The sequence below is a fragment of the Wolbachia endosymbiont of Spodoptera picta genome (assembly GCF_018141665.1).
Classification (GTDB): Bacteria; Pseudomonadota; Alphaproteobacteria; order Rickettsiales; family Anaplasmataceae; genus Wolbachia.
Genome location: NZ_CP067976.1, coordinates 1111012 through 1132571, shown reverse-complemented (window position 1 = coordinate 1132571; position 21560 = coordinate 1111012). Strand labels below are relative to the sequence as shown.

The 21560-nt window shown below is 34.3% G+C and carries 20 protein-coding genes, 2 tRNA genes, 2 rRNA genes and 1 pseudogene; 7 read left to right on the top strand and 18 right to left on the bottom strand.

The genetic code is table 11. The features are described 5' to 3' along the window. Position 1: 1 nt before the first annotated feature. The 11 genes from rplV to carA all read right to left on the bottom strand — a co-directional run bounded on the left by rplV (position 2) and on the right by carA (position 6048). The gene (gene rplV, locus JKF54_RS05145; protein ID WP_211907853.1) at positions 2 to 352 is read right to left on the bottom strand and encodes a 50S ribosomal protein L22; all 351 of its coding nucleotides are present in this window, start codon (positions 350 to 352) and stop codon (positions 2 to 4) included. Between the two features lie 9 nt (positions 353 to 361). Then, positions 362 to 646: a 30S ribosomal protein S19 gene (rpsS, locus tag JKF54_RS05140; protein ID WP_211907851.1), complete on the bottom strand. Its 285-nt coding sequence runs from the start codon at positions 644 to 646 to the stop codon at positions 362 to 364. A 3-nt stretch (positions 647 to 649) separates the two neighbouring features. Next, positions 650 to 1474, bottom strand: a complete 825-nt coding sequence (gene rplB / locus JKF54_RS05135; RefSeq protein WP_211907849.1) for a 50S ribosomal protein L2 — start codon at positions 1472 to 1474, stop codon at positions 650 to 652. A 1-nt stretch (position 1475) separates the two neighbouring features. Next, positions 1476 to 1763 carry a 50S ribosomal protein L23 gene (locus tag JKF54_RS05130; protein WP_211907847.1) on the bottom strand — a complete coding sequence of 96 codons (288 nt, stop codon included), beginning with the start codon at positions 1761 to 1763 and terminating at the stop codon, positions 1476 to 1478. After that, the gene (rplD, locus tag JKF54_RS05125) at positions 1760 to 2374 is read right to left on the bottom strand and encodes a 50S ribosomal protein L4 (RefSeq protein ID WP_006012216.1); all 615 of its coding nucleotides are present in this window, start codon (positions 2372 to 2374) and stop codon (positions 1760 to 1762) included. Before rplD ends, JKF54_RS05130 begins: the two co-directional genes overlap by 4 nt. Positions 2375 to 2376: 2 nt before the next feature. Continuing rightward, positions 2377 to 3099, bottom strand: a complete 723-nt coding sequence (gene rplC / locus JKF54_RS05120) for a 50S ribosomal protein L3 (protein ID WP_012482005.1) — start codon at positions 3097 to 3099, stop codon at positions 2377 to 2379. 9 nt (positions 3100 to 3108) lie between these two features. Further along, the gene (gene rpsJ, locus JKF54_RS05115; protein WP_012482004.1) at positions 3109 to 3429 is read right to left on the bottom strand and encodes a 30S ribosomal protein S10; all 321 of its coding nucleotides are present in this window, start codon (positions 3427 to 3429) and stop codon (positions 3109 to 3111) included. Positions 3430 to 3443: 14 nt separating this feature from the next. After that, a complete protein-coding gene (gene tuf, locus JKF54_RS05110) occupies positions 3444 to 4616 on the bottom strand; it encodes an elongation factor Tu (RefSeq protein ID WP_211907845.1) in 1173 nt (390 codons plus the stop codon). 77 nt (positions 4617 to 4693) lie between these two features. Then, positions 4694 to 4764, bottom strand: a tRNA-Gly gene (locus tag JKF54_RS05105). Positions 4765 to 4768: 4 nt separating this feature from the next. Beyond that, positions 4769 to 4850 (bottom strand) — tRNA-Tyr (locus tag JKF54_RS05100). 109 nt (positions 4851 to 4959) lie between these two features. Next, positions 4960 to 6048: a glutamine-hydrolyzing carbamoyl-phosphate synthase small subunit gene (gene carA / locus JKF54_RS05095; RefSeq protein ID WP_211907842.1), complete on the bottom strand. Its 1089-nt coding sequence runs from the start codon at positions 6046 to 6048 to the stop codon at positions 4960 to 4962. Between the two features lie 292 nt (positions 6049 to 6340). Between carA and JKF54_RS05090 the strand changes: the two genes are divergently transcribed. Then, entirely contained in the window at positions 6341 to 6970 is a 630-nt protein-coding gene (locus JKF54_RS05090; RefSeq protein ID WP_246433137.1) for an SDR family NAD(P)-dependent oxidoreductase, read from the top strand. A 213-nt stretch (positions 6971 to 7183) separates the two neighbouring features. After that, positions 7184 to 7570: a hypothetical protein gene (locus JKF54_RS05085; RefSeq protein WP_246433136.1), complete on the top strand. Its 387-nt coding sequence runs from the start codon at positions 7184 to 7186 to the stop codon at positions 7568 to 7570. A gap of 762 nt (positions 7571 to 8332) precedes the next feature. Here JKF54_RS05085 and fsa read toward each other — a convergent pair. Further along, on the bottom strand, positions 8333 to 8974 hold the full coding sequence (gene fsa / locus JKF54_RS05080; RefSeq protein ID WP_211907840.1) for a fructose-6-phosphate aldolase: 642 nt from the start codon (positions 8972 to 8974) through the stop codon (positions 8333 to 8335). Between the two features lie 426 nt (positions 8975 to 9400). Between fsa and JKF54_RS05075 the strand changes: the two genes are divergently transcribed. Continuing rightward, entirely contained in the window at positions 9401 to 12004 is a 2604-nt protein-coding gene (locus JKF54_RS05075) for a coiled-coil domain-containing protein (protein ID WP_211907838.1), read from the top strand. 287 nt (positions 12005 to 12291) lie between these two features. On the opposite strand, the gene JKF54_RS05070 is transcribed toward JKF54_RS05075, so the two are convergent. The 3 genes from JKF54_RS05070 to pstC all read right to left on the bottom strand — a co-directional run bounded on the left by JKF54_RS05070 (position 12292) and on the right by pstC (position 15260). Then, positions 12292 to 12633 (bottom strand): F0F1 ATP synthase subunit epsilon, encoded by a 342-nt coding sequence (locus tag JKF54_RS05070; protein WP_211907837.1) that lies wholly within the window; start codon positions 12631 to 12633, stop codon positions 12292 to 12294. Between the two features lie 5 nt (positions 12634 to 12638). Beyond that, positions 12639 to 14075 (bottom strand): F0F1 ATP synthase subunit beta, encoded by a 1437-nt coding sequence (atpD, locus tag JKF54_RS05065; protein ID WP_211908760.1) that lies wholly within the window; start codon positions 14073 to 14075, stop codon positions 12639 to 12641. Positions 14076 to 14171: 96 nt separating this feature from the next. Beyond that, complete coding sequence (gene pstC / locus JKF54_RS05060) at positions 14172 to 15260, bottom strand: phosphate ABC transporter permease subunit PstC (RefSeq protein ID WP_211907836.1); 1089 nt, start codon at positions 15258 to 15260, stop codon at positions 14172 to 14174. A gap of 107 nt (positions 15261 to 15367) precedes the next feature. Here pstC and rpmH point away from each other — a divergent pair, with 107 nt between their 5' ends. Genes rpmH through JKF54_RS05045 form a run of 3 tightly spaced genes read left to right on the top strand, consistent with a single transcriptional unit; the run spans position 15368 to position 16145 of the window. Beyond that, complete coding sequence (gene rpmH / locus JKF54_RS05055; RefSeq protein WP_010404613.1) at positions 15368 to 15502, top strand: 50S ribosomal protein L34; 135 nt, start codon at positions 15368 to 15370, stop codon at positions 15500 to 15502. Continuing rightward, complete coding sequence (gene rnpA / locus JKF54_RS05050) at positions 15486 to 15863, top strand: ribonuclease P protein component (protein ID WP_211908758.1); 378 nt, start codon at positions 15486 to 15488, stop codon at positions 15861 to 15863. Before rpmH ends, rnpA begins: the two co-directional genes overlap by 17 nt. Positions 15864 to 15923: 60 nt before the next feature. Continuing rightward, positions 15924 to 16145 (top strand): hypothetical protein, encoded by a 222-nt coding sequence (locus JKF54_RS05045; RefSeq protein ID WP_211907835.1) that lies wholly within the window; start codon positions 15924 to 15926, stop codon positions 16143 to 16145. Between the two features lie 26 nt (positions 16146 to 16171). Here JKF54_RS05045 and JKF54_RS06520 read toward each other — a convergent pair. The 3 genes and pseudogenes from JKF54_RS06520 to JKF54_RS05035 all read right to left on the bottom strand — a co-directional run. Further along, a pseudogene (locus JKF54_RS06520) lies at positions 16172 to 16982 on the bottom strand (IS66 family transposase); the annotation flags it as partial. A 191-nt stretch (positions 16983 to 17173) separates the two neighbouring features. Beyond that, a 5S ribosomal RNA gene (gene rrf / locus JKF54_RS05040) occupies positions 17174 to 17280 on the bottom strand. A 67-nt stretch (positions 17281 to 17347) separates the two neighbouring features. Further along, positions 17348 to 20113: ribosomal RNA gene (locus JKF54_RS05035) — 23S ribosomal RNA — on the bottom strand. Between the two features lie 331 nt (positions 20114 to 20444). Here JKF54_RS05035 and JKF54_RS05030 point away from each other — a divergent pair. Further along, on the top strand, positions 20445 to 21515 hold the full coding sequence (locus tag JKF54_RS05030; protein ID WP_211907834.1) for a methyltransferase domain-containing protein: 1071 nt from the start codon (positions 20445 to 20447) through the stop codon (positions 21513 to 21515). Positions 21516 to 21560 lie beyond the last annotated feature (45 nt).

The window sequence follows — 21560 nt, the reverse complement described above, 5'->3', positions numbered from 1 at the left end:
ATCATACAATTTCTTTCAATTTTATAGTTATATTACTATAAAATTTACTCATTCTATTAGCCCTACCCATAGCTTTTGGATATACTCTACGCAAAGTAAGGGACTTACCTATTAAAATTTCCTTTATATATAAATTATCAATGTTCAATCCATAATTATTTTGAGCATTAGAAATTGCAGAATTCAACACTTTCATTATAAAACCAGCAGCTTTTTTTTCACAAAATCTTAATTGTACATTAGCAAAAGAAACTTTTTTATTACGTACTAAATCAGCAACCAAATTCAATTTGCGAGGAGTCGATCTTAAAATCCTAGAACCAGCCTCAACTATTATATCCCTATTTTTCATATAAATTACCTATCTTCTTGTTGCCTTTTTATCACCACCGTGCCCAGTAAATTTACGAGTAGGTGAAAATTCACCAAATTTATGACCTATCATATTCTGATTATCAATACTAACAGGAATGTAATCTTTACCATTATAAACAGCAAACTTTAAACCCAAACAATTAGGAAGAATTACAGAAGCCCTGGAATGAATTTTTATCACCTTATTAATAGAACCCTCTTTTAAAGCTCTCTGAACTAATCTTAGTACAGATGGGTGTAAAAAAGGTGGTTTCCATACAGATCTACTCATAAATTAACCTTTCAATTTTTTTATATACTTATCACTAGATTTATTTTTTTTCCTAGTTTTCCTTCCTTTTGTTGCAACACCCCAAGGAGTAACAGGATGACGACCGCCAGAAGTTTTTCCCTCTCCACCTCCATGAGGATGGTCAACCGGATTCATTGCAACTCCACGTACAGTAGGTCTAATCCCAAGCCACCTACTTCTCCCAGCTTTACCCAACTTTCTATTCTTATGGTCAGGGTTAGATACTACACCAATAGTAGCCTTGCAAGAAGATAAAATCAACCTAATTTGACCAGACCTGAGTCGTAATAAAACATATTGACCATCACGACCAACGATTTGTGCATAACAACCAGCAGCTCTAGCAATCGCAGCACCATTACCTGGCTTCAGCTCAACATTATGAACGAAAGAACCAACAGGTATATGCTTGAGTAGTAAACAATTCCCTGGCAAAATATCAGCATCATCTCCAGCTGTCACAACATCACCAGGCTTCATACCTTGAGGAGCTAATATATAAGATTTAGTATCATCTTCCTTATATGATACTAATGCTAAAAACCCACTTCTATTTGGATCATACTCTATTTTCTCAACTACACCCTGATCACTTCTATTACGTTTAAAATCTATAACTCTATACTTCTTCTTGTGACCACCACCCCTGTGACGAGTTGTAATTCTACCATGATTATTTCTTCCACCACTGGATTTCTTACCAAATACAAGAGACTTCTCCGGCTTATCTTTTGATAAACCAATTTTACTTATTAATATAGTCCCACGAGAAGACGGAGTAACAGGATTAAAAAATTTCATACCCATATTAAACGCTCATTATATCTAATTTTTGACCATCTATCAAAGAAAAATAAACCTTTTTTCTCTGTTTTTTACAACCAATCACACCCCTGAAACGTCTATATTTAGGTTTAACTCTAATAACATTTATAGAAGAAGTTCTGACATTAAATAAAGACTCTATTGCCGATTTTATTTGACGCTTATTTACATTTACAAAAACATACAAAGAGTATTTATTAAACTTCTCTCTTAAAAGAGAAGACTTTTCTGTGATTACAGGAGATTTTATTATATTATTATATTTAATCATAACAATCTACCTTCAAGATGCTTTAAAGTGTCTTTTGTTAACATCACGCATTCATGATTCAATATATCAAAAACATTTAACCCAATGGGTTTGATTAAATCTACATAATGCAAATTTTTAGCAGCACGTAACAAATCATCTCCATAATCACCAACTATTAAAAAAGAAGAAAATTTAAAATTTTTAATATATTCACACATTTTAGATGTTTTCTTCACATCAACATTTAAACTATCAAGAACAATAACTTGATTATTTAAATATTTTAGAGATAAAGCAATTTTTAAACCAAATTTACGTACTTTTTTATTAAGAGAATAAGCATGACTCCTCACAACAGGACCAAAAATAATTCCACCACCTCTAAATTGAGGAGATCGCAAGCTCCCCTGTCTCGCCCTACCGGTACGTTTTTGACCATAAGGCTTAGCTGTTGTACCAGAAACATCACTGATACCCTTTGTTTTATGAGCACCAACTCTTCTCTTTGCTAATTGCCATCTCACTATATCATGCAAAATACTCAATTTTTGCTTGGCAGAAAATATCAAGGGATTAAGCTCAACACTACCTACATTATTATTAGATAGATCAACTAATTCACATTCCATAACTAACTCACCAAATTATTAGCATCATCACTCATATTCAACAGCAGACCTACTGGAAAAGGAACATCTTTATGTAAAGGCTTTTTAACTGCATCTCTCACAAAAACATAAGAGTTTTTAAACCCAGGAACATTATTACCCTTTACAGCAATTATGCTATTTTCATAATCAATGGATAATATTTTCATATTCTGTACAGTTACTCTGCTATTACCTAAATGACCAGCCATTTTCTTCCCCTTGAATACTCTACCAGGATCTTGACATTGACCAGTAGAACCTTGTGATCTATGAGCAATAGAAACGCCATGAGATGCCCTAAGCCCACTGAAGTTATGCCGCTTCATCACACCAGCAAACCCTTTGCCTAAAGAATAACCCGTAATGTCAAGATATTGACCAACTACAAAATGATTAACCCCCACCTTTTTACCACATTCTATTCCGAATAGATCAGTTAATCTACTTTCGTATAATTTACATTTACTATTTATACCCTTTTTCTTTAAATATTCCAACTGAGGTTTTGCTATTTTTTTTAAATCTCCTGTGCCTAAAATGACTGAATTGTAGCCACATTTATCTTGTCCTTTTATATCGATAATATAAGTTTCGCTGAGATGCAATAAGGTTACAGCCATGCGACTATTATCAAAATACATAGCAGTATGGCCAACATTCGTCATTAACAAACCAATTCTCCTAAGCGAATTTATTCTCTTCATTTCCTTTTCCTAAATATTAACTTCCTTAACCTTTAAATCCACTTCTACACCAGCAGAAAAAGATAAATCTGCAAGCATCTTCATCATAGTAGAAGTAGGATTATGTACAATAATTAACCGCTTAGAAATTCTCATTTCAAATTGCTCACGAGATTTTTTATCAACATGAGGAGACCTATTAACAGTAAATTTAGAATCTTTTCTTGGCAACGCAATCGGACCAGATAAATCTGCATTAAACTGCTTTAATTGATCAATAAACTCGCGAATACACTTTTCCAACAAAGAACAATCGAAAGCTTTGATTCTAATATATATATCTTGCTTCATCTTAGTTATTATACTCATTCTAAAATTTCCGAAACAACCCCAGAACCAACAGTTCTACCACCTTCTCTTATCGCAAAACGCAATCCTTTATCCATTGCTATTGGTACTTGCAACTCCACTTCTATACTTACATTGTCCCCTGGCATTACCATCTCCTTTCCATCTAGCAATTTTATGCTCCCAGTTACATCCGTTGTCCTTAAATAAAACTGTGGCTGATAATTTCCAAAAAATGGTGTATGCCTTCCTCCTTCTTCTTTCTTCAATATATACACCTCCGCATTAAATTTCTTATGCGGGGTTATTGTCCCTGGTTTTGCCAGTACTTGCCCTCTCTCCACTTCTTCTCTCTTTGTTCCTCTTAGTAGTATTCCTACATTGAGTCCTGCACTTCCCTTATCTAGCAACTTCTTAAACATCTCAACACCAGTACATATCGTCTTTTGCGTCCCTTTCAGACCTATTATCTCTATCTCGTCCCCTGTCTTTATCTCCCCCTTCTCTATTCTTCCTGTTACTACCGTCCCTCGGCCCGATATTGAAAATACATCTTCTATTGGCAACAAAAACGGCAAATCTATAGGCCTTGGAGGTACTGCCACATACTCATCTAACTTCTCCATCAATTTATCTATTGATTTCTTTCCATACTCACTACTATCATCCTCTAATGCTTTTAACGCAGACCCAACTATCATAGGCACTTCATCACCTGGAAATCCATACTTACTCAGCAACTCTCTCACTTCCATTTCTACCAAATCTATCATATCAGCATCAGCAACATCAGCTTTATTTATATATACCACGATATATCCAACACCCACCTGTTTTGCCAGCAATATATGCTCTCTCGTTTGTGGCATCGGCCCATCAACCCCTGACACTACCAATATCGCTGCATCCATCTGTGCTGCACCTACTATCATATTCTTTACATAATCAGCATGTCCAGGGCAATCAACGTGTGCATAGTGTCTCTTTTCTGTTTGATATTCAACATGCGCTGTTGCTATTGTTATACCTCTCTTTCTCTCTTCTGGCGCTTTATCTATTTGATCATATGCTACAAAATTACCATAATGCTTTGTTATCGCCGCTGTTAACGTTGTCTTCCCATGATCCACATGTCCTATCGTTCCCACGTTTACATGCGGCTTTCCAAATGCTTCTACTATCGCTGTCATAATCTTAACTCTTCTACTTAAAATACAAATACATCAATAAATAATATGTTGATTTTATATAAATACAACAAAAAAAGAGCGGATAGTGGGAATCGAACCCACGTCACTAGCTTGGAAGGCTAGAGCTCTACCATTGAGCTATACCCGCACAATGGAGGAGGTAGGATTCGAACCTACGTACGCAATGCGGACAGATTTACAGTCTGTTACCTTTAACCACTCGGTCACTCCTCCACAAAAATCTGTTAAGAGAACACTACCTTAACTTAAGTTTTATTATTTCTAATATTAAACATCCAAATCCAAAAGATCAAGTAATAAAAGCTAATCTAACTGATTTCAGTTAGATTTTACTTTTATATAACAAAATATTGTCAATAAAACGCCCAAATAAATAATGTGAATCATGTGTACCTGGCGCTTCTTCTGGATGGTATTGAGTAGAAAAGACTGGGTAATCCTTCATCATTATCCCCTCTACACTATTATCAAATAGAGAAATATGAGTAACTTCAACGTTACTTGGAAGAGAAGCTGAATCAACAACAAAACCATGATTTTGGCTAGTTATCTCAACTTTTTTATTCTCTAGATCATAAATTGGATGATTACTCCCTCGATGACCAATATCCATCTTGACAGTCTTTGCTCCCAAAGTAACTGCAAGTAATTGATGGCCCAGGCATATGCCAAAAACTGGTATTTTAGATTTCACAATAATTTCTATTTCTGAAATTACACTCTCTCCTATCTCTTGTGGATCACCAGGGCCATTTGAAAGCACTATACCATCTGGATTCATGCTTAATATTTTGTGAGCAAAACCTGTATCTGGTTTGACTAATTCAACCGTACAATCAAGTTCTACTAAGCGTGAGATTATACTATTTTTTATACCGAAATCAACAATTACAATCCTATATTTTGCATTAAGAGCGCTTTGAAAGTTATTACTTAAACTGACTTTCTTAGTTATTTCTATTCCATTTACAGATTTGTATTTCTTCAATTCATCTAATATATGTGCCTCACTTGACGGACATATCATTCCATTTTGAGATCCATGTTTTCTCAAATATCTCGTCAAAGCTCTAGTATCAATTCCCGATATCCCAACTACATTATTTTTCTCCAACCAATCATTTAAACTAATATATGAAGAAGAGTGAGACATAGGAGAAAGTTCACGCATAACCACACCACTTGCAAAAATTTTCTCTCCTTCATTATCTTTATGATTTATTCCAACATTACCAATATGAGGAAAAGTGAACGCTATGATTTGATTAGCAAAAGAAGGATCGGTTATAGTATGTTGATACCCGGTCATACCAGTGATAAAACAAACTTCACCTATACATTTGCCCTTTTTACCTACCGATCTTCCCCAAAAGCACTTGCCATCTTGTAAAACTAAAGCTGCATCCTGCATTTAATTCTCTCAACTCATTTAAAATATTATATAAGAATTTTAAATTACAAGTAAGCAAATACTAAATTTCCCTTTAACTTTATATAAAATTCAAAATTATAAGTAGCTTTCTTTTTTTATTATTTAGCAAAATTATAGCAAACTTAACTTGTGTGAATAGGCAATAGTCATTACATTCATACTTCACGTTATGTAAATTCACATGGATAGAAAAACTTGTCTCATTACAGGAGCATCATCTGTCATTGGAGAAAGTCTAGCACGGTTGCTCATTAAAAAAGATGGATGATTTGTGGTTGGCATTGCAAGGCGCACTGAAAAACTGGAAAAATTAAAAGAAGAATTAGGTAGTAATTTTTTACCTATAACATGTGATGTAAGCAAAAGTGAAAATATTAAAAACTCGTCTGATTTTTTAAAAAAGCAAAATATTATACCAAATCTCTTTTTTCTTAATGCAGGATGTGGCGAAATAGAAGATAAGTTTCATACCAACATTCATAGAAAAACATTTGAAACCAATTATTTTGGCGTTATCAACTGGATTGAAGAATGGATTCATCATAATTCCTTGGCAACTTTTGCGGTTATATCTTCTCTTGTTGCTATGCATGCAACACCACATGCTTCTGCATACTGTGCCAGCAAAGCAGCACTAAAAAGTTGTTTTCAATCACTAAAAATCCAATATGCTGACAGTAGCACAAAGTTTATCACCATAATGCCAGGGCCAGTAAAAACAGATATGTTTAAGTCTAATAAACCACTTCCCTTCATATGGGAGCCAGAAAAAGCTGCAGCATATATTTTAAAAAGTATATTTAAAGGAAAGAAAGTTATAGCGTTTCCAATTTTCTGGCGGTTATTTTTTCATATTTTACAAATTCTTCCCACTAAAATGACTGCAAGAATCTTACGATAATCACCAAATCTACCATCTTGTAAAGCTAAAGCTCTTCAAAACTCAATCGCAAGCTTCTCCACACAAAAACATCTTGACTATAGCATGTTTCATATTATATGAATAAACTGTTAATGAAAGTGGAGGGTTGCAACGCCTAATAATACAGATCAGTCTAAAAAAATAAATGAGAAATGGTTATTTATAGGAGGTGCTTCACTGTTTCTTGTAATAATGCTACCATCAATTTTTCTCTTAGCAAAAATAGCTATGATGTTTGTTATAATCTCAACTACAGCAATAGCAATAAAAATTGCCTCAAAAGCAATATCAAACGTTTTAGAGGATAAAGAGAATCAATCAACACAAAATAAAATTATAAACCTAGCTATTGGAGCAGTGTCCATACTTGCAGGTGGGATATCATTACTTATTACAGCAAAAGTTGGTTTCATCGCAATATGCTCAACTATAGCTATTTTAGCTCTGTATGAATATATTAAAGATGAAAAAATAGGTAAGGATATAAATGATAAATTCGATGAAATAGCTAATGATACAACTGAGTTTTGCGTCAACAACATTGAAAAACTTATTCCATCACAAAGTTGTGAAGTGTAATCTTTTGTTTATAAATTTTTAGATGCATGGCTAACGTATAAACACTGAAATCAGCACTTCCTTTCTTGTTATTCTAGTAATGGCTTCCATCATCAAAAATGTTGTATTACTTTTATACTCGCAAATCTAAATGGATTCCATTGCTGGAATGACATTACCTTGAATGGAAATCGGTGCGTGATGTGCATCTGTATAGAGATTAAATATGTCATTCAGTTTGTTATCATTCTAGTACTGCCATTCTATAGGTAACAGCTGTACCTGGAACTCCTCTCTTGTCATTTCAGCACTGGAATCCAGAAAACTTAATTTCAAACCAGTACTTTCCCTCTTTTCATCCCAATTTCCAAAATGTTACTCCAGTACTGAAATCCAGCTTTTTTATAACTATCGAAAACACTGTATTACTTTACAAATTTAACTAGATATAATTACTTGCATGGCACGTTCGTAAAATTACGATAAAAAATTACTTGACAAACTCTAATAGTTTTGTTACCATACGTAGTGAAGGCGTTCTAGAGCTCGGAATCTATCTTCGTCTGCAGACTTTTCAATTCAATTAATCTATAATCTTCAGTTAAAATATATTTAAGCTATACTTCGGTCGTAGCTGTATACATTTTTCTGAATCTTTTTTTATTAACAGGAGGGTCATTATGTTTAAAATTCTGAATTACGCATATCATTAACCTGCATGTCTTTAAGGGACAGATGGTACCTATGTCCTTTTTATATTATATTTTATAGCAATATCATGTATTACTTTACGCCCCAGTCTTTTTCAAATATTGCGAGCCCTTGATCAGTAAGTGGATGATTAATTAACTGTCTAAGTATTTTTGCTGGTACAGTAATTGAATGAGCACCAAGCCGTGCAGCTTCTATTACATGTGCTGGACTTCTTACTGATGCAACAAGAACTTTTGTCTTAAAATTATAATTAGAATATATAGTGCATATATCTTCTATTAGCGATAAGCCATCATAGCTTATATCATCAAGGCGACCAACAAAGGGAGAAATAAAACAAGCACCGACCTTAGCGGCAAACAGTGCTTGTCCAGGAGAAAAACATAATGTAATGTTAGCAGGTATTTTATGTTCTGTCCACAACTTTTTACAAGAAATTAATCCTTCATGTGTAAGGGGTAACTTTACTACGATATTACTAGCTATTTTCGCTAACTTCAGGCCTTCCTTAACCATATCTTCATGGCTATCTGCAACAACTTCAACACTAACAGGCCCTTTTATAATAGAGCATATTTCGCTTACTAAATCTTCGTACTTATCTTTATGTCCAGATTTTGCTATTAAAGAAGGATTAGTTGTTATGCCATCAATGAACTCTTTTAGCTCCTTAATTTCATTCAAATCAACACTATCAAGAAAAATTTCCATATTATTGTCCTATTAAAAACCTATTTTTACAAAATATTGTCATCTTTGAAAAGTATTAAATAAAATCGGATTTTTAACTCAACTCAATTTTCAGTCCGTTAGGAAAGAAAATATTGCACTGAGACACAGTATACTCCTGGTAATAAACATGAATTGGTTGCACTTTATTAACAAAATTAGCATAACCAATTTCTGAAGTTTACTAGCTTTACGTTCAATAGAAATTCTTGCATAGCCTAAAACTTAGTGCTACTATTAGTATAGTAACATAAATAGGTAGTGAGGAACAATAAACAAAATGACTAAGTTCGAGTTTAACGCTCGCAATTAAATTCAACTAAAAAGGTTCATATAAAAGGAGTTTTGATAGCTTAATCACTCCTAAAGTAAATATATTATCAGAACAATAGTAATAAGGGGTATACTATGTCAACAAATTTCCCGACATTGAAAAACATATTAGCAGAGCTGAAAAGAAAAAATAGCATTACTGTTTTAGAAGAACATTGTCAGGAAAAATGGGAGGTTTATGACTTGCTCATGGATTTAACAAATGATGAAAATTTTAAGCAAGCATATATAGATCTATCTTTCAACAAGAGCTTTAAAAAAAACTTTATAGAATTAGCAAATCAGGCAAAAAAAGCTGTAAGTAAGTATTTTAGAGATAAAGACATAGACCTTCGAGCTTTTTATGTAGAAACTAACAATTCTGATAAAGTGTTAAACATTAATCTTATTAATTACAATAGAAGTGAGCCAATAAGAATTAGTGATATCTTACAGCAAGAAAGGGATATTAGCACATTGAATATCTATTGCGATAAAAAGCATGACATATACGCTTACCGAAAAGGTAAGGAAAGACATTATGAATTTAAAGAGGGTGCATATTATGAAATGACAAGCACTTGGCCTGTGCAGGACAAGGATGGGAAAACTTTTACCTGTACTATGGTTATGAATGTAAGTAATTCTGGTATAACTAAAGTACTACAGTTTAATGGTAAAGATTTTGAATCGCCACCTGAGGAGTTTTTGGAATTAATAAGACAAAATGAAGAATTATATATTCAAGGTCTCTCTCTACATGACGCTGTCAAAGCATTATTGGAGAAGAATAAAGATGCTCCAGCTGTTATTAATCTGCAAAATAATGAACATATCGTAATCAATAAAGATGAAAAGATGAAAGATCTTGAAAATGATGCTAAAAGCAATCCTATTCTTTCTTTCACTAGCAACAATGTATCAGAGGTTAATACACAGCAGGTTGCAACTCAGGCAATTGCAACTCAAACAGAAGTTAATTCACAGCACACTGAAACTCAGACAGAGGTCTCTGTACAACACGTTAAGACTCAAACAGAAATTGGCTCTCAACAGACTGAAACTCAGACAAAAGTTGATTTACAAGAGGTTGCAATTCAAACAGGAATTAGTTTACAGCACACTGAAACTCAAACGAAAATTGGCTCTCAACAGGCTGAAATTCAAAGTTTACAAGAAGTTGCAACTCAAACAGAAGTTAATTTACAGCACACTGAAACTCAGACAGAGGTTGCTGTGCAGCACGTTGAAACTCAAACAGGAATTGGCTCTCAAGAAACTGAAACTCAGACAGAAGTTAACTCACAACAACTAGATCAAAAGCTTACAAAAGCTGAACAAGAAATTAGAGAATTAAATGAACTGAGGAACAATTTACAATATAGGTTCGACAACGCTGAACAAGAACTTGAAGAGTTAGAAAAGCACAATAGTGATTTACAGGATAAACTTGGAGAAGAAAAGCAAAAAAATGCAAAATTACAAACTGAACTGACACAAAAAGATGAAAAACTAGCAAATATATCAACAGAGCTGCAAGAAAGAGTGCAAGAACTTGAAGGTGCATATGAAGAAAAGAAAGACCTGAAGAAAAAGCTGGAAGTTGCCAATACACGAAAAGAAGAGTTGATAAGTGAGTTAAGAAAATTGCACGAGGAATTAAATCAACTGAAAGAAGAAAAGTATAGTTTGGAAGACAAGCTTGATCAATCAGAACACTATAGCAATAGTACAAAAGAAAGCAGTGAACAACAAATATCAGATTTGAAAGAAGAGTTATTATTACTGAAAGAAGCAAATCAAATGTTAAAAGCAAAGCAAGTAGAATCAGAACAAGAACTCGTGGAGGCTAAGCAAAAAATTGAGGAATTGAAGGAACAGTGCAATGATTTACAAGTTGAGTGTAAAGAAAAGGAACAAAGACTTGAGAAAGAAATGAGTAAAACAGATGAGCGAATAATCCAGCTCAATAAGGAGCAAGAGCAGAAAATTCAAGAAATTTATGGAAAAAATAAGGAACTGGAAGAAAAGGTAGAAGAACTGAAGGAAAATCTAAAAACTGCTAATACAGAACAAGAGAAACTACAAGGTAAATTGAACCAGTTTGAAAAAAAAGAGGAAGAGATAGAGGAAGCAGAACACATGATAAGTGCAAGGGATAAGTGTATAGCGAGTTATAAATCTCAAATACAAAATTTAGAAAATGAGCATAACGCACATTTGGAATCTGATGAACAAGAGGCAGATCAGCTAACGTGGGATTTTGAAACGTTAAAGAACGAGCTAGAGCTTAAAGATGAGCAGATCGAGACAATAAGAGGGCAATTACGGCAGGAGATAGAAGAAGAAATAGTTAATAAGTACCGTCCATCACTGGAATTAAAGTTTAAAGAATATGAAGATGAGATTGAAAGATTAATAAGAGAAAAAAAAGAGCTAAACGATAAAGTACAATACTTAAATAACGAAGTAGAACTGTTAAGTCCAGTAATTGATAAAGTACTTGTTAATAAAAAGGAAGTTTTTGATAACAATTCAAAAATGTTTTACCAGCTTACAGAGGAAATTGATGATTCAGAAAAAAAACCTAGGTCTTTAAGCCTTGATAGCGCATTTCATAGCGATCACTGTAATTCACTTCTAGACTTAATCAGCAGTCCATCAAAGGTGTGTAGCCAAAGTCAGCGTGGAGGTGTTTAATACTGTTCAGATGCATATGAAATCAGTGCTTCTTCTTGTCACCCAACTCTTGTAATCCCAGTGCGTGACACTGGGATCTGGACATAAAAACATTTGCAAATTATGCAATGGACAACAGATTCTAGGAACATATGTTAAAATCATATCCATGATGAAAATAAGATAGATCCCAGTGTCACGCACTGGGATGATATCCTTCTAATGTTCGTACAGTTGTGTGTCAGCTACTTGAACGACAAACATTGAGATGACAAGAGTAGATTTATTTCTTGAACAAAAAAGAGCCCCTAAAGAGATTTGACATCAAGATAACTTAAATATATACCAACTCTCTTATCTTTTAATGATTCCTCATAATGAGTCAGGTGATCAAAAACCTGAATTTGATTTGTTAGAATGCTACAATTATTATTTGTAACCTCTAATATACCATTATCAATTACAACTTTTTCCTTTGTCTGGTTACTCATTTTAACAGTAATTATACCAGGCAATAAATAAATTAAATAAGGGGAATGGCAGGCTAAAATCATCAATTCCCCTTCAAGCCCACTCACTGAAAGCGAGACCACTTCATCGAATGAAATTCGATTATCAGGAGAAAAAAATTGCACCTTAAAAGTGTTCATAATCTTTAATGTCCGGCTCCAACTTCAGCTTTTATTGATTCAGCTTTTTCTATTGCTTCACTTATACTTCCCACCATATAAAAAGCAGCTTCTGGCAGATGATCATATTTACCTTCAATAATTCCTTTAAAACTAGAAATAGTATCAGAAAGTGAAACAAATTTGCCAGACATGCCAGTAAATACCTCAGCAACATGAAAAGGTTGAGAAAGAAACTTCTGAATTTTACGAGCTCTATCAACAATAATTTTATCTTCATCAGATAGTTCATCCATACCAAGTATTGCAATAATATCTTGCAGCGACTTATAAGTTTGCAATATACGTTTCACCTCAGAAGCCACATTATAATGTTCTTCACCAATGATTTCAGCAGATAAAGACTGAGAAGTTGAGTCAAGTGGATCAACAGCAGGGTATATACCCATTTCAGCTATCTGCCTTGACAACACTGTAGTGGCATCAAGATGAGAGAATGTCGTTGCTGGAGCTGGATCGGTCAAATCGTCTGCAGGAACATATATAGCCTGTACAGAAGTAATAGAACCAGCAGTAGTTGAGGCTATTCTCTCTTGCATAGCGCCCATATCAGTCGCAAGAGTTGGCTGATAACCAACAGCCGACGGTATTCTTCCAAGCAAAGCAGAAATTTCAGAGCCAGCTTGAGTAAAACGGAAGATATTATCTACAAAAAATAGAACATCTTGATTTTCATGATCACGAAAATACTCCGCCATAGTTAGTGCTGTTAAAGCAACCCTAGCCCTTGCTCCAGGAGGTTCATTCATTTGACCATAAACCAAAACGGCTTGAGATTTTTCATGCTCATTTATATCTATTACATTCGAAGTAATCATCTCGTTATAAAGATCATTACCTTCACGCGTTCTCTCTCCTACTCCAGCAAACACAGAAAATCCTTTATGAGCTTTTGCTATATTGTTAATCAATTCCATTATCAGAACTGTTTTACCAACACCAGCTCCACCAAATAAGCCAATTTTTCCTCCTTTAAGATAAGGAGCAAGAAGATCTATAACCTTTATTCCTGTAACTAAAACTTCTTCCTGTATCTTCTGCTCGGTAAAACTTGGAGGTGATCTATGTATAGGTTCTAAATTATACTTTCCTTTTAAAGGACCACACTCATCTATAAGCTCTCCTACAACATTAAAAATCCTTCCTAAAGTTGAGCGTCCAACCGGAACTGATATTGGTGCACCTGTATCAACAAACTCATCACCTCTTGACATACCATCTGTGCTATCCATAGCAATGCAACGAACTATATTGTCACCTATATGTTGTGAAACCTCTAAAACTAGCTCCTTGCCCTTACATTTTAGTTTGCTTTTTAAAGCATTAAATATCTTAGGTAACTCGCCTTCAAATTTTAAATCAACAACTGCTTGAGTTATTTTAACTACTTTACCTGTACTCATCTCTTTCATCACCTAACACTACAATTCTATAAAAGAACTTCTAAAGAAAATAAATCTTATATTATTAACAGAAATTTTGCAATATTAAAACACTTACTAGTTACGTTTCATTATAAACAATGCAAATGCATTCAATAGCCAAGTAATAACAAACAGCACCAAACTAAGCGCATAAGCAGCAAGAGTTTGCACACTATTGAAATCCTGATCTCCGGTAAGTAATGTAGCAATTTGTACAGTGATAGTAGTAACTGAATTGAGAGGATTAAAGGTCAAATTTGCATTGATTCCCACAGCCATTAGTACAATCATTGTTTCACCTATCACCCTTGAAATTGATAATAAAACTGAACTTAAAATTGTAGGCATTGCATAAGGTATTGTTATATGCCATATAGTTTCCGCTGGTGTTGCGCCAAGCGCCATAAAACCATAACGTAAACTTTTTGGAACAGATCTTATAGCATCTTCAAGCAAAGAAATAATAAAAGGAAGAATCATTATTCCAATCGATAAACCAGCAATCAAAGCACTTTCTGAGTGTATACTTAGATTAAAAAAATTCGCTACCTGCTTTATAAAAAAAGACAAAAATACAACTGAGAAGTATCCATATACAACAGTAGGAATAGCAGACAAAACCTGTAAGGCTGTATTAATAACATAACGCACTTTTTCACTCGCATACTCACTAATATATATTGCAGAAAATAAACCAAGCGGCACCGCAACTAACATTGCTACAATAGTTATAAGTAATGTCCCCACTAAAAGTGGCGCTATACCAAAACACCCCACCTCTCCTTCACCAATAATAGCTACATTATGCTTCCATTTTAAGCAAAATAAGAATTCTGAAATAGCTACTTTATTAAAAAAAGAAATGGACTGAACAAAAATAGATAGCATTATAAATAAAGTGATAAAAAGTGATATTGCTAAAGCCATAAATAACAAAAATTTTACCATCTTATTTCTTTTACTTTTAAAGATAAAAATCAGCATAAAAAAAAGTAACGCTATAGAAATAGAAGTTATAAAATAACCATCATAGAATGCTAACAAACAAGGTAGCATCCACATACAACTCAAATATATATAAGACTTAACTTTACTTACTGCTTGAAACTTACTCAAACAAAATAAAAGGATTAGTAAAACAGGTACGCCTATAATTAAATTCATTTTTCCATATATCAAATTTTATTCAACAAGAATGCCATAGAAGTTGACCATTATTTGACAATAGAGCAAAATAGTTTAAAATAAATAGTCATATTAATATAAAAACAATGAAAAGAACATTTCAACCAAAAAATTTAAAAAAAAAGCACAAACATGGATTTCGTTCACGTATGTCAACAAAAGCTGGAAGAAAAATTCTTAATAAGCGTCGCTCATTAGGGTGTAATAAATTATGCGCATAGTAAGCATAAAAAAAAAGAGTTTTCCTTTGCTTTTAAAAACAGATTAGCACCTTACAGTCTTTTTTATCGAGGGGTATATATATCACTATATGCTATAAAAGAAAGAGAACCTGAAAAGTATATTCATGTTATTAGAGTAGGTCTGGCTATCAGTAAAAAAGTCGGAAAAGCAGCAAAAAGAAATAAAATAAAAAGGCAATTACGAATGCTAACTAAAGTTAGCATTTCTAATATAAGTAATGTAGGATACTATTACATAATACTAACCCATAAAAACATTATGCAAGCAGGCTATAAAAATTTACAAAAAGACCTCAATATTTGCTTAAAGAAAGATGAAATAAGAAGGAATTTTCACTAAAGTATTTACAGCTATATTTTTTATGATAAGATAAGTGAAGTTTTTAAGATAAATTAATAGATGTGGGTGCTTGAGGTAAAGAGTATAAAAAAACAAGATAAAAAGCTCGATACAAATAATGCTGAAGAGAGTTTTTATGAATATAGAAAGTCTAGCTATCGTACACAATGGGGAATGGCATTTGAACAAAGCCAATACTTAGAACAAAATAAAGATAATCCTAGAGGGAAATTGCTAAATTTTAATATAGAAGCAACTCATTACAATAAGAGAATAGTTTGATAAAAGTACCCGTTCAGGGAAGTGGTTCAAGAAACGATAGGCAGGGGATTGTACAGTTCTCTTTGTTTCCATGTTAAGTATAATGAAATTATCCTTTCAAGTTCCTAGCTCTGATTACGTAAAATATGAGCTTTTACAGTAAACGATATAATACCTAATTTGCTGTTCAGCGTGATAGTGGAATACTTTCTGGTTTACTTAAAAAATTTCACATCGTTCTTTCAGATTTTAAAATATTTTTCGCAACTTGAGAAGCTCCAGTTGCTTCAGATAGGTAGCTTCAAGTAATACCTTATACGTTTTGCAACTTTCTTACACTTCTGTTTCATTTTTTAATAAAGCTTTTTTTAGCATAAATAATTCAGTAGATGCGTTTTTTAAGTAACAGCCCAGAATTTTAACTTCAATAGTTCAGCTATGTTTCAAAGTACCTGTCAGCGACTATTACGATTGCAACATACACTGTCTTTTAAATCTTCTTTCCCTTTAAAACTTGCAGTATTGCTTCAGCACTAACCAAGTTTACCTTTATTATAACATGTTGATGCGCAAAACCTCACTTTTCTTATTCGATTTGCTCATACACCTTTTTGCATTTTGAAGGAACTCTATATTCACTATTTGATATGCTTTCAATTTACATTAAAAACATCACTTATAATTCTCACGTTTTGAATTTTTATAAAATCAACTGAGTACTACAATTATCAACTAACCCTTGGACCGAATGTATCTGCTTCTTGGTAGTTTGCTACTTCTTCTTTCTCCTCATCTCCAATAACTTAATTAATATTCAATTATATAAAGTTTGATTTTCGGAAGATCAATTGTTTGATGATTTGTTAAATGTTGCTATCTCTCCTCCTAATTTGCAAATAGGTGACAAATTCTACTTTTAAATTTTCTACTTTTATCTTAAAGTTTTCGCAGAGTTCTAAAAGATCAGTTATATTACCTCACAGCTACTCTATGTTTACCTTGTTTCATCGCTCTACTGAAAAGATATAAATAAGAAGAAATTTTTATAAACTTGGCAACGACCTACTTTCCCTTTTTAAGTATCATCGGCGCTAAAAAGTTTCACTTCCGAGTTCGAAATGAGATCGGGTGGTTCATTTTTGCTATAGCCACCAAGTCAACAAAAATTTCTGACTTAACAAATTTTAATTTAATATTTAACACTGCATATGCACATATAGAAAGCAAATAAATCAATCAGGCTATTAGTACCAGTTAGCTTCACATGTTACCATGCTTCTACACCTAGCCTATCAACGTGGTAGTCTCCCACGGCCTTAATTGGGAAATTTTTTTGAAGAGGGTTTCTTGCTTATATGCTTTCAGCAATTATCCCATCTATACATAGCTACCCAGCGATGCTATTGGCATAACAGCTGGTACACCAGAGGTATATACATCTCGGTCCTCTCGTACTAGAGTCAGATCTTCTCAAATTTCCTTCACCCACGGCAGATAGAAACCGAACTGTCTCACGACGTTCTAAACCCAACTCACGTAACACTTTAATCGGCGAACAGCCGAACCCTTGGGACCTTCTCCAGCCCCAGGATGTGATGAGTCGACATCGAGGTGCCAAACGGTGTCGTCGATATGAACTCTCGAACACCATCAGCCTGTTATCCCCGGCGTACCTTTTATCCGTTGAGCGATAACCCTTCCATACAGAATTACCGGATCACTATGACCGACTTTCGTCTCTGCTTGGCTTGTCAGCCTCGCAGTCAGGCAAGCTTATGCCATTGTACTATCAAGCTGATTTCCGACCAGCTCTAGCTTACCTTCGCACGCCTCCGTTACTTTTTAGGAGGCGACCGCCCCAGTCAAACTACCCACCATACAATGTCCTAGTTCCAGATAATGAAACATAGTTAGATATCAAAAGTGTAAAGGGTGGTATCTCAAGGTTGACTCCATTATAGCTAGCGCCATAACTTCAAAGTCTCCCACCTATCCTGCACATCACACTTTTAATAGCAATGTAAAGCTATAGTAAAGGTGCACGGGGTCTCTTCGTCTAACCGCGGGTACCCCGCATCTGCACGGGGAATTCAATTTCGCTGAAGTGATGTTGGAGACAGTGGAGAAATCGTTACGCCATTCGTGCGGGTCGGAACTTACCCGACAAGGAATTTCGCTACCTTAGGACCGTCAGTGTTACGGCCGCCGTTTACTGGGGCTTCAATTCAGAGCTTGCACCCCTCCTATTAACCTTCCAGCACCGGGCAGGCGTCAGACCCTATACTTCCACTTACGTGTTTGCAGAGTCCTGTGTTTTTAGTAAACAGTCGCTACTCCCTATTTTGTGCCACCTACTCATAGTTGCCTAAAAGCGGGTTACCCTTCTTCCGAAGTTACAGGTATAATTTGCCGAGTTCCTTCAACATCATTCTTTCAACACCTTAGTATACTCTACTCATCCACCAGTGTCGGTTTACGGTACGGCCTCATAAATATAAGTGCTATTTCCTGGAGCTTCTTTTAAGCATAGATCAATCCAATCAGACCTATACAAATACAAAACCCGTCACACTTAAGAGGTTTAGGAATATTAACCTAATTGCCATCGACTACTCCTTTACGGACTCGCCTTAGGAACCGACTAACCCTACGCAGATTAACTTAACGTAGGAACCCTTAGATTTTTGGTGAGAGTGTTTTTCACACTCTTTTTACGCTACTTATGTCAGCATTCTCACTTCCGATATCTCCAGCAGTTTTTACAAACCACCTTCACAGACTTACGGAACGCTCCGCTACCGCGCCTATTAATCGAAATCAATAAGCACCCACATCTTCGGTATACAGCTTTAGCCCCGGTACATTTTCGGCGCAGAAAAACTTATTTAGACAAGTGAGCTGTTACGCTTTCTTTAAAGGATGGCTGCTTCCAAGCCAACCTCCTAGCTGTAATGGTTTTTCTACTTCCTTTCCCACTTAGCTGTAATTTTGGAACCTTAGATAGTGATCTGGGCTGTTTCCCTTTCCACCACGGACTTAGCACCCATAGTGTGTCTGCTGTATAATTAACTATTGGTATTCGGAGTTTGGTTAGATTTGGTAAGATGATGAATCCCCCTAGTCTATCCAGTGCTCTACCCCCAACAACATAAATACAACGCTCTACCTAAATAGATTTCGCGGAGAACCAGCTATTTCCAAGTTTGATTGGCCTTTCACCCCTAATCACAACTCATCCAATAATGTTGCAACATTAACTGGTTCGATCCTTCAGTATGTTTTACCATACCTTCAATCTGGTCATGACTAGATCACTTGGTTTCGGGTCTAATCCATAAAACTAAACGCCCTATTCAGACTTGCTTTCGCTACGCCTACACCTACCGGCTTAAGCTTGCTTCATAGATTAACTCGCTGACCCATTATGCAAAAGGTACGCTGTCACTCTAAATATCAATAAATTGATATAGAGCCCCAACTGTTTGTAAGCACTTGATTTCAGATTCTATTTCACTCCCCTCCCGGGGTTCTTTTCACCTTTCCCTCACGGTACTTGTTCACTATCGGTCGTTAAGGAGTATTTAGGCTTGGAGGATGGTCCCCCCATATTCAAACAGGATTTCACGTGCCCCGCTCTACTCAAGGATTTAAAAACTTTCTATTTGTACAGGACTATCACCTTCTATGGTTACCATTTCCAGAGTATTCTAATTCTTATTTTTAAATCACTAGCCTTTTCCGCTTTCGCTCGTCACTACTAACAGAATCTCGGTTGATTTCTTTTCCTTTGGCTACTTAGATATTTCAGTTCACCAAGTTTGCCTTATATACTTAGTATATAATAACTAGCTAAGCTAGTTGGGTTTCCCCATTCGGAAATCTGCGGATCAAAATTTGTTGACAATTTCCCACAGCTTATCGCAGCCTGCCACGTCCTTCATCGCCTCTTAACGCCAAGGCATCCATCAAGTGCTCTTGATAATTTATTTATCTGACTATATGTAGAATATGCAGAGTTAAATATTAACTTACAATTGAATTGAGATTAAATAATCTCTACCATAAAACTTTTCAAACATCTAAAAACTAATCTTTTATATGTTACAATCTGATAAATCATATGTCAACGCCTTTTTACACAAAACATTTACCTATTATTATCAACAACAATATACCAGCAATCTTAAACAGTACAATCTGAGAAATATTTGATAAATTGATATGTACAGAAAAATTAATGAAAAAGATATTTTGTAAGATAAAATGTGTTAAAATTAGTTACCTAAAAATGAAAATGAACATTTGGAGTATTTCTAATGTATGAAAAGTAATCTATCTTTTATAAAAAACTTTGCTTTAAATTGTATATCCAAGCTCACTGGCTTATTAAATAGTAAAAAAGTAAAAAATTTCATTATGGATAAATACAGTACTCTCCATAAAGAAATTGTAGTGTTTCTTGAAAAATCTAAAAACCTGTTAAATACCAACACTGAAATCGGGTTATATCACTTCTATAAAGGTAATATATCAGATGCAAAGTTAAGATTTTGGTTAATTAGCATATTCTACCCTAATTTACCTCTAGTCTGGTATAATATCGGAAGATGTCATTTTGCAGTAGGCAATACTAATAAAGCTTATAATTATTTAACAAAGACGCTAAAATTAGATAGTAGTCACAAAGAAGCTTCTTACTATATAAAGAAAATAACAAACACATCAGATATTGTAGAATTGCCTGAAAATCTCATAAAGCAATATTTTGATTACACAGGTGAATATTTTGTTGAACATTGGTTAATTGCCAAACAATACAGAGGACATGAACTAGTACATATGATAATCAAAAAAATCTTTCACAACTCCACTTCTGAACTGAATATACTTGACCTTGGTTGCGGTACTGGAATATGTGGTCACTTCCTAAAAATAAATAATATTAGAAGTCGCATAACAGGAGTTGACATCTCAAATAGAATGCTCAATATTGCAAGAGGATGTCTTATAAAAGGTAAACCTGTTTACAATGAGTTAATACATACAGAAATGAAAGAGTTTCTTAAACAAGAGAAGAACCAGCAGTATGATGTAATTATCTTTGCTGAAGTGCTACACTATCTACATGATTTTCTAGCAGAATTGGAACTAGCAAAAAGATTGACAAACAAAAAAGGGGTTATTGTATGTTTAGTAAGAAGAAAGGAAGGTAGAGGTATTGACTTTGTAAACAAAGGAGATTATTTTCGTCATTCAGAAGATTATATTCAGCATGTTGCAAAAGAAACAAATATGCAAATAAGTCAAATGAGTTACTGTAAAATATATGGCAGTCAGGTTGATGGTATCTTATTTGCATTACAACATCCACAAACAAATTCAACAACTTAATCGAGAAATCGCTCAAATAAATTTCTATATTATCATAAAAGGAGC

Bases quoted from the DNA above. Each gene is read 5' to 3' on its own strand.
- carA (WP_211907842.1), bottom strand. From the start codon at position 6,048: ATGCAGGATGCAGCTTTAGTTTTACAAGATGGCAAGTGCTTTTGGGGA.
- rplV (WP_211907853.1), bottom strand. From the start codon at position 352: ATGAAAAATAGGGATATAATAGTTGAGGCTGGTTCTAGGATTTTAAGA.
- rplB (WP_211907849.1), bottom strand. From the start codon at position 1,474: ATGGGTATGAAATTTTTTAATCCTGTTACTCCGTCTTCTCGTGGGACT.
- rplD (WP_006012216.1), bottom strand. From the start codon at position 2,374: ATGGAATGTGAATTAGTTGATCTATCTAATAATAATGTAGGTAGTGTT.
- JKF54_RS05030 (WP_211907834.1), top strand. From the start codon at position 20,445: ATGAAAAGTAATCTATCTTTTATAAAAAACTTTGCTTTAAATTGTATA.
- atpD (WP_211908760.1), bottom strand. From the start codon at position 14,075: ATGAGTACAGGTAAAGTAGTTAAAATAACTCAAGCAGTTGTTGATTTA.
- fsa (WP_211907840.1), bottom strand. From the start codon at position 8,974: ATGGAAATTTTTCTTGATAGTGTTGATTTGAATGAAATTAAGGAGCTA.
- rpsJ (WP_012482004.1), bottom strand. From the start codon at position 3,429: ATGAAGCAAGATATATATATTAGAATCAAAGCTTTCGATTGTTCTTTG.
- JKF54_RS05075 (WP_211907838.1), top strand. From the start codon at position 9,401: ATGTCAACAAATTTCCCGACATTGAAAAACATATTAGCAGAGCTGAAA.
- JKF54_RS05045 (WP_211907835.1), top strand. From the start codon at position 15,924: ATGTGGGTGCTTGAGGTAAAGAGTATAAAAAAACAAGATAAAAAGCTC.
- JKF54_RS05130 (WP_211907847.1), bottom strand. From the start codon at position 1,763: ATGATTAAATATAATAATATAATAAAATCTCCTGTAATCACAGAAAAG.
- tuf (WP_211907845.1), bottom strand. From the start codon at position 4,616: ATGACAGCGATAGTAGAAGCATTTGGAAAGCCGCATGTAAACGTGGGA.
- JKF54_RS05085 (WP_246433136.1), top strand. From the start codon at position 7,184: ATGCTACCATCAATTTTTCTCTTAGCAAAAATAGCTATGATGTTTGTT.
- rplC (WP_012482005.1), bottom strand. From the start codon at position 3,099: ATGAAGAGAATAAATTCGCTTAGGAGAATTGGTTTGTTAATGACGAAT.
- JKF54_RS05070 (WP_211907837.1), bottom strand. From the start codon at position 12,633: ATGAACACTTTTAAGGTGCAATTTTTTTCTCCTGATAATCGAATTTCA.
- rpsS (WP_211907851.1), bottom strand. From the start codon at position 646: ATGAGTAGATCTGTATGGAAACCACCTTTTTTACACCCATCTGTACTA.
- rpmH (WP_010404613.1), top strand. From the start codon at position 15,368: ATGAAAAGAACATTTCAACCAAAAAATTTAAAAAAAAAGCACAAACAT.
- pstC (WP_211907836.1), bottom strand. From the start codon at position 15,260: ATGAATTTAATTATAGGCGTACCTGTTTTACTAATCCTTTTATTTTGT.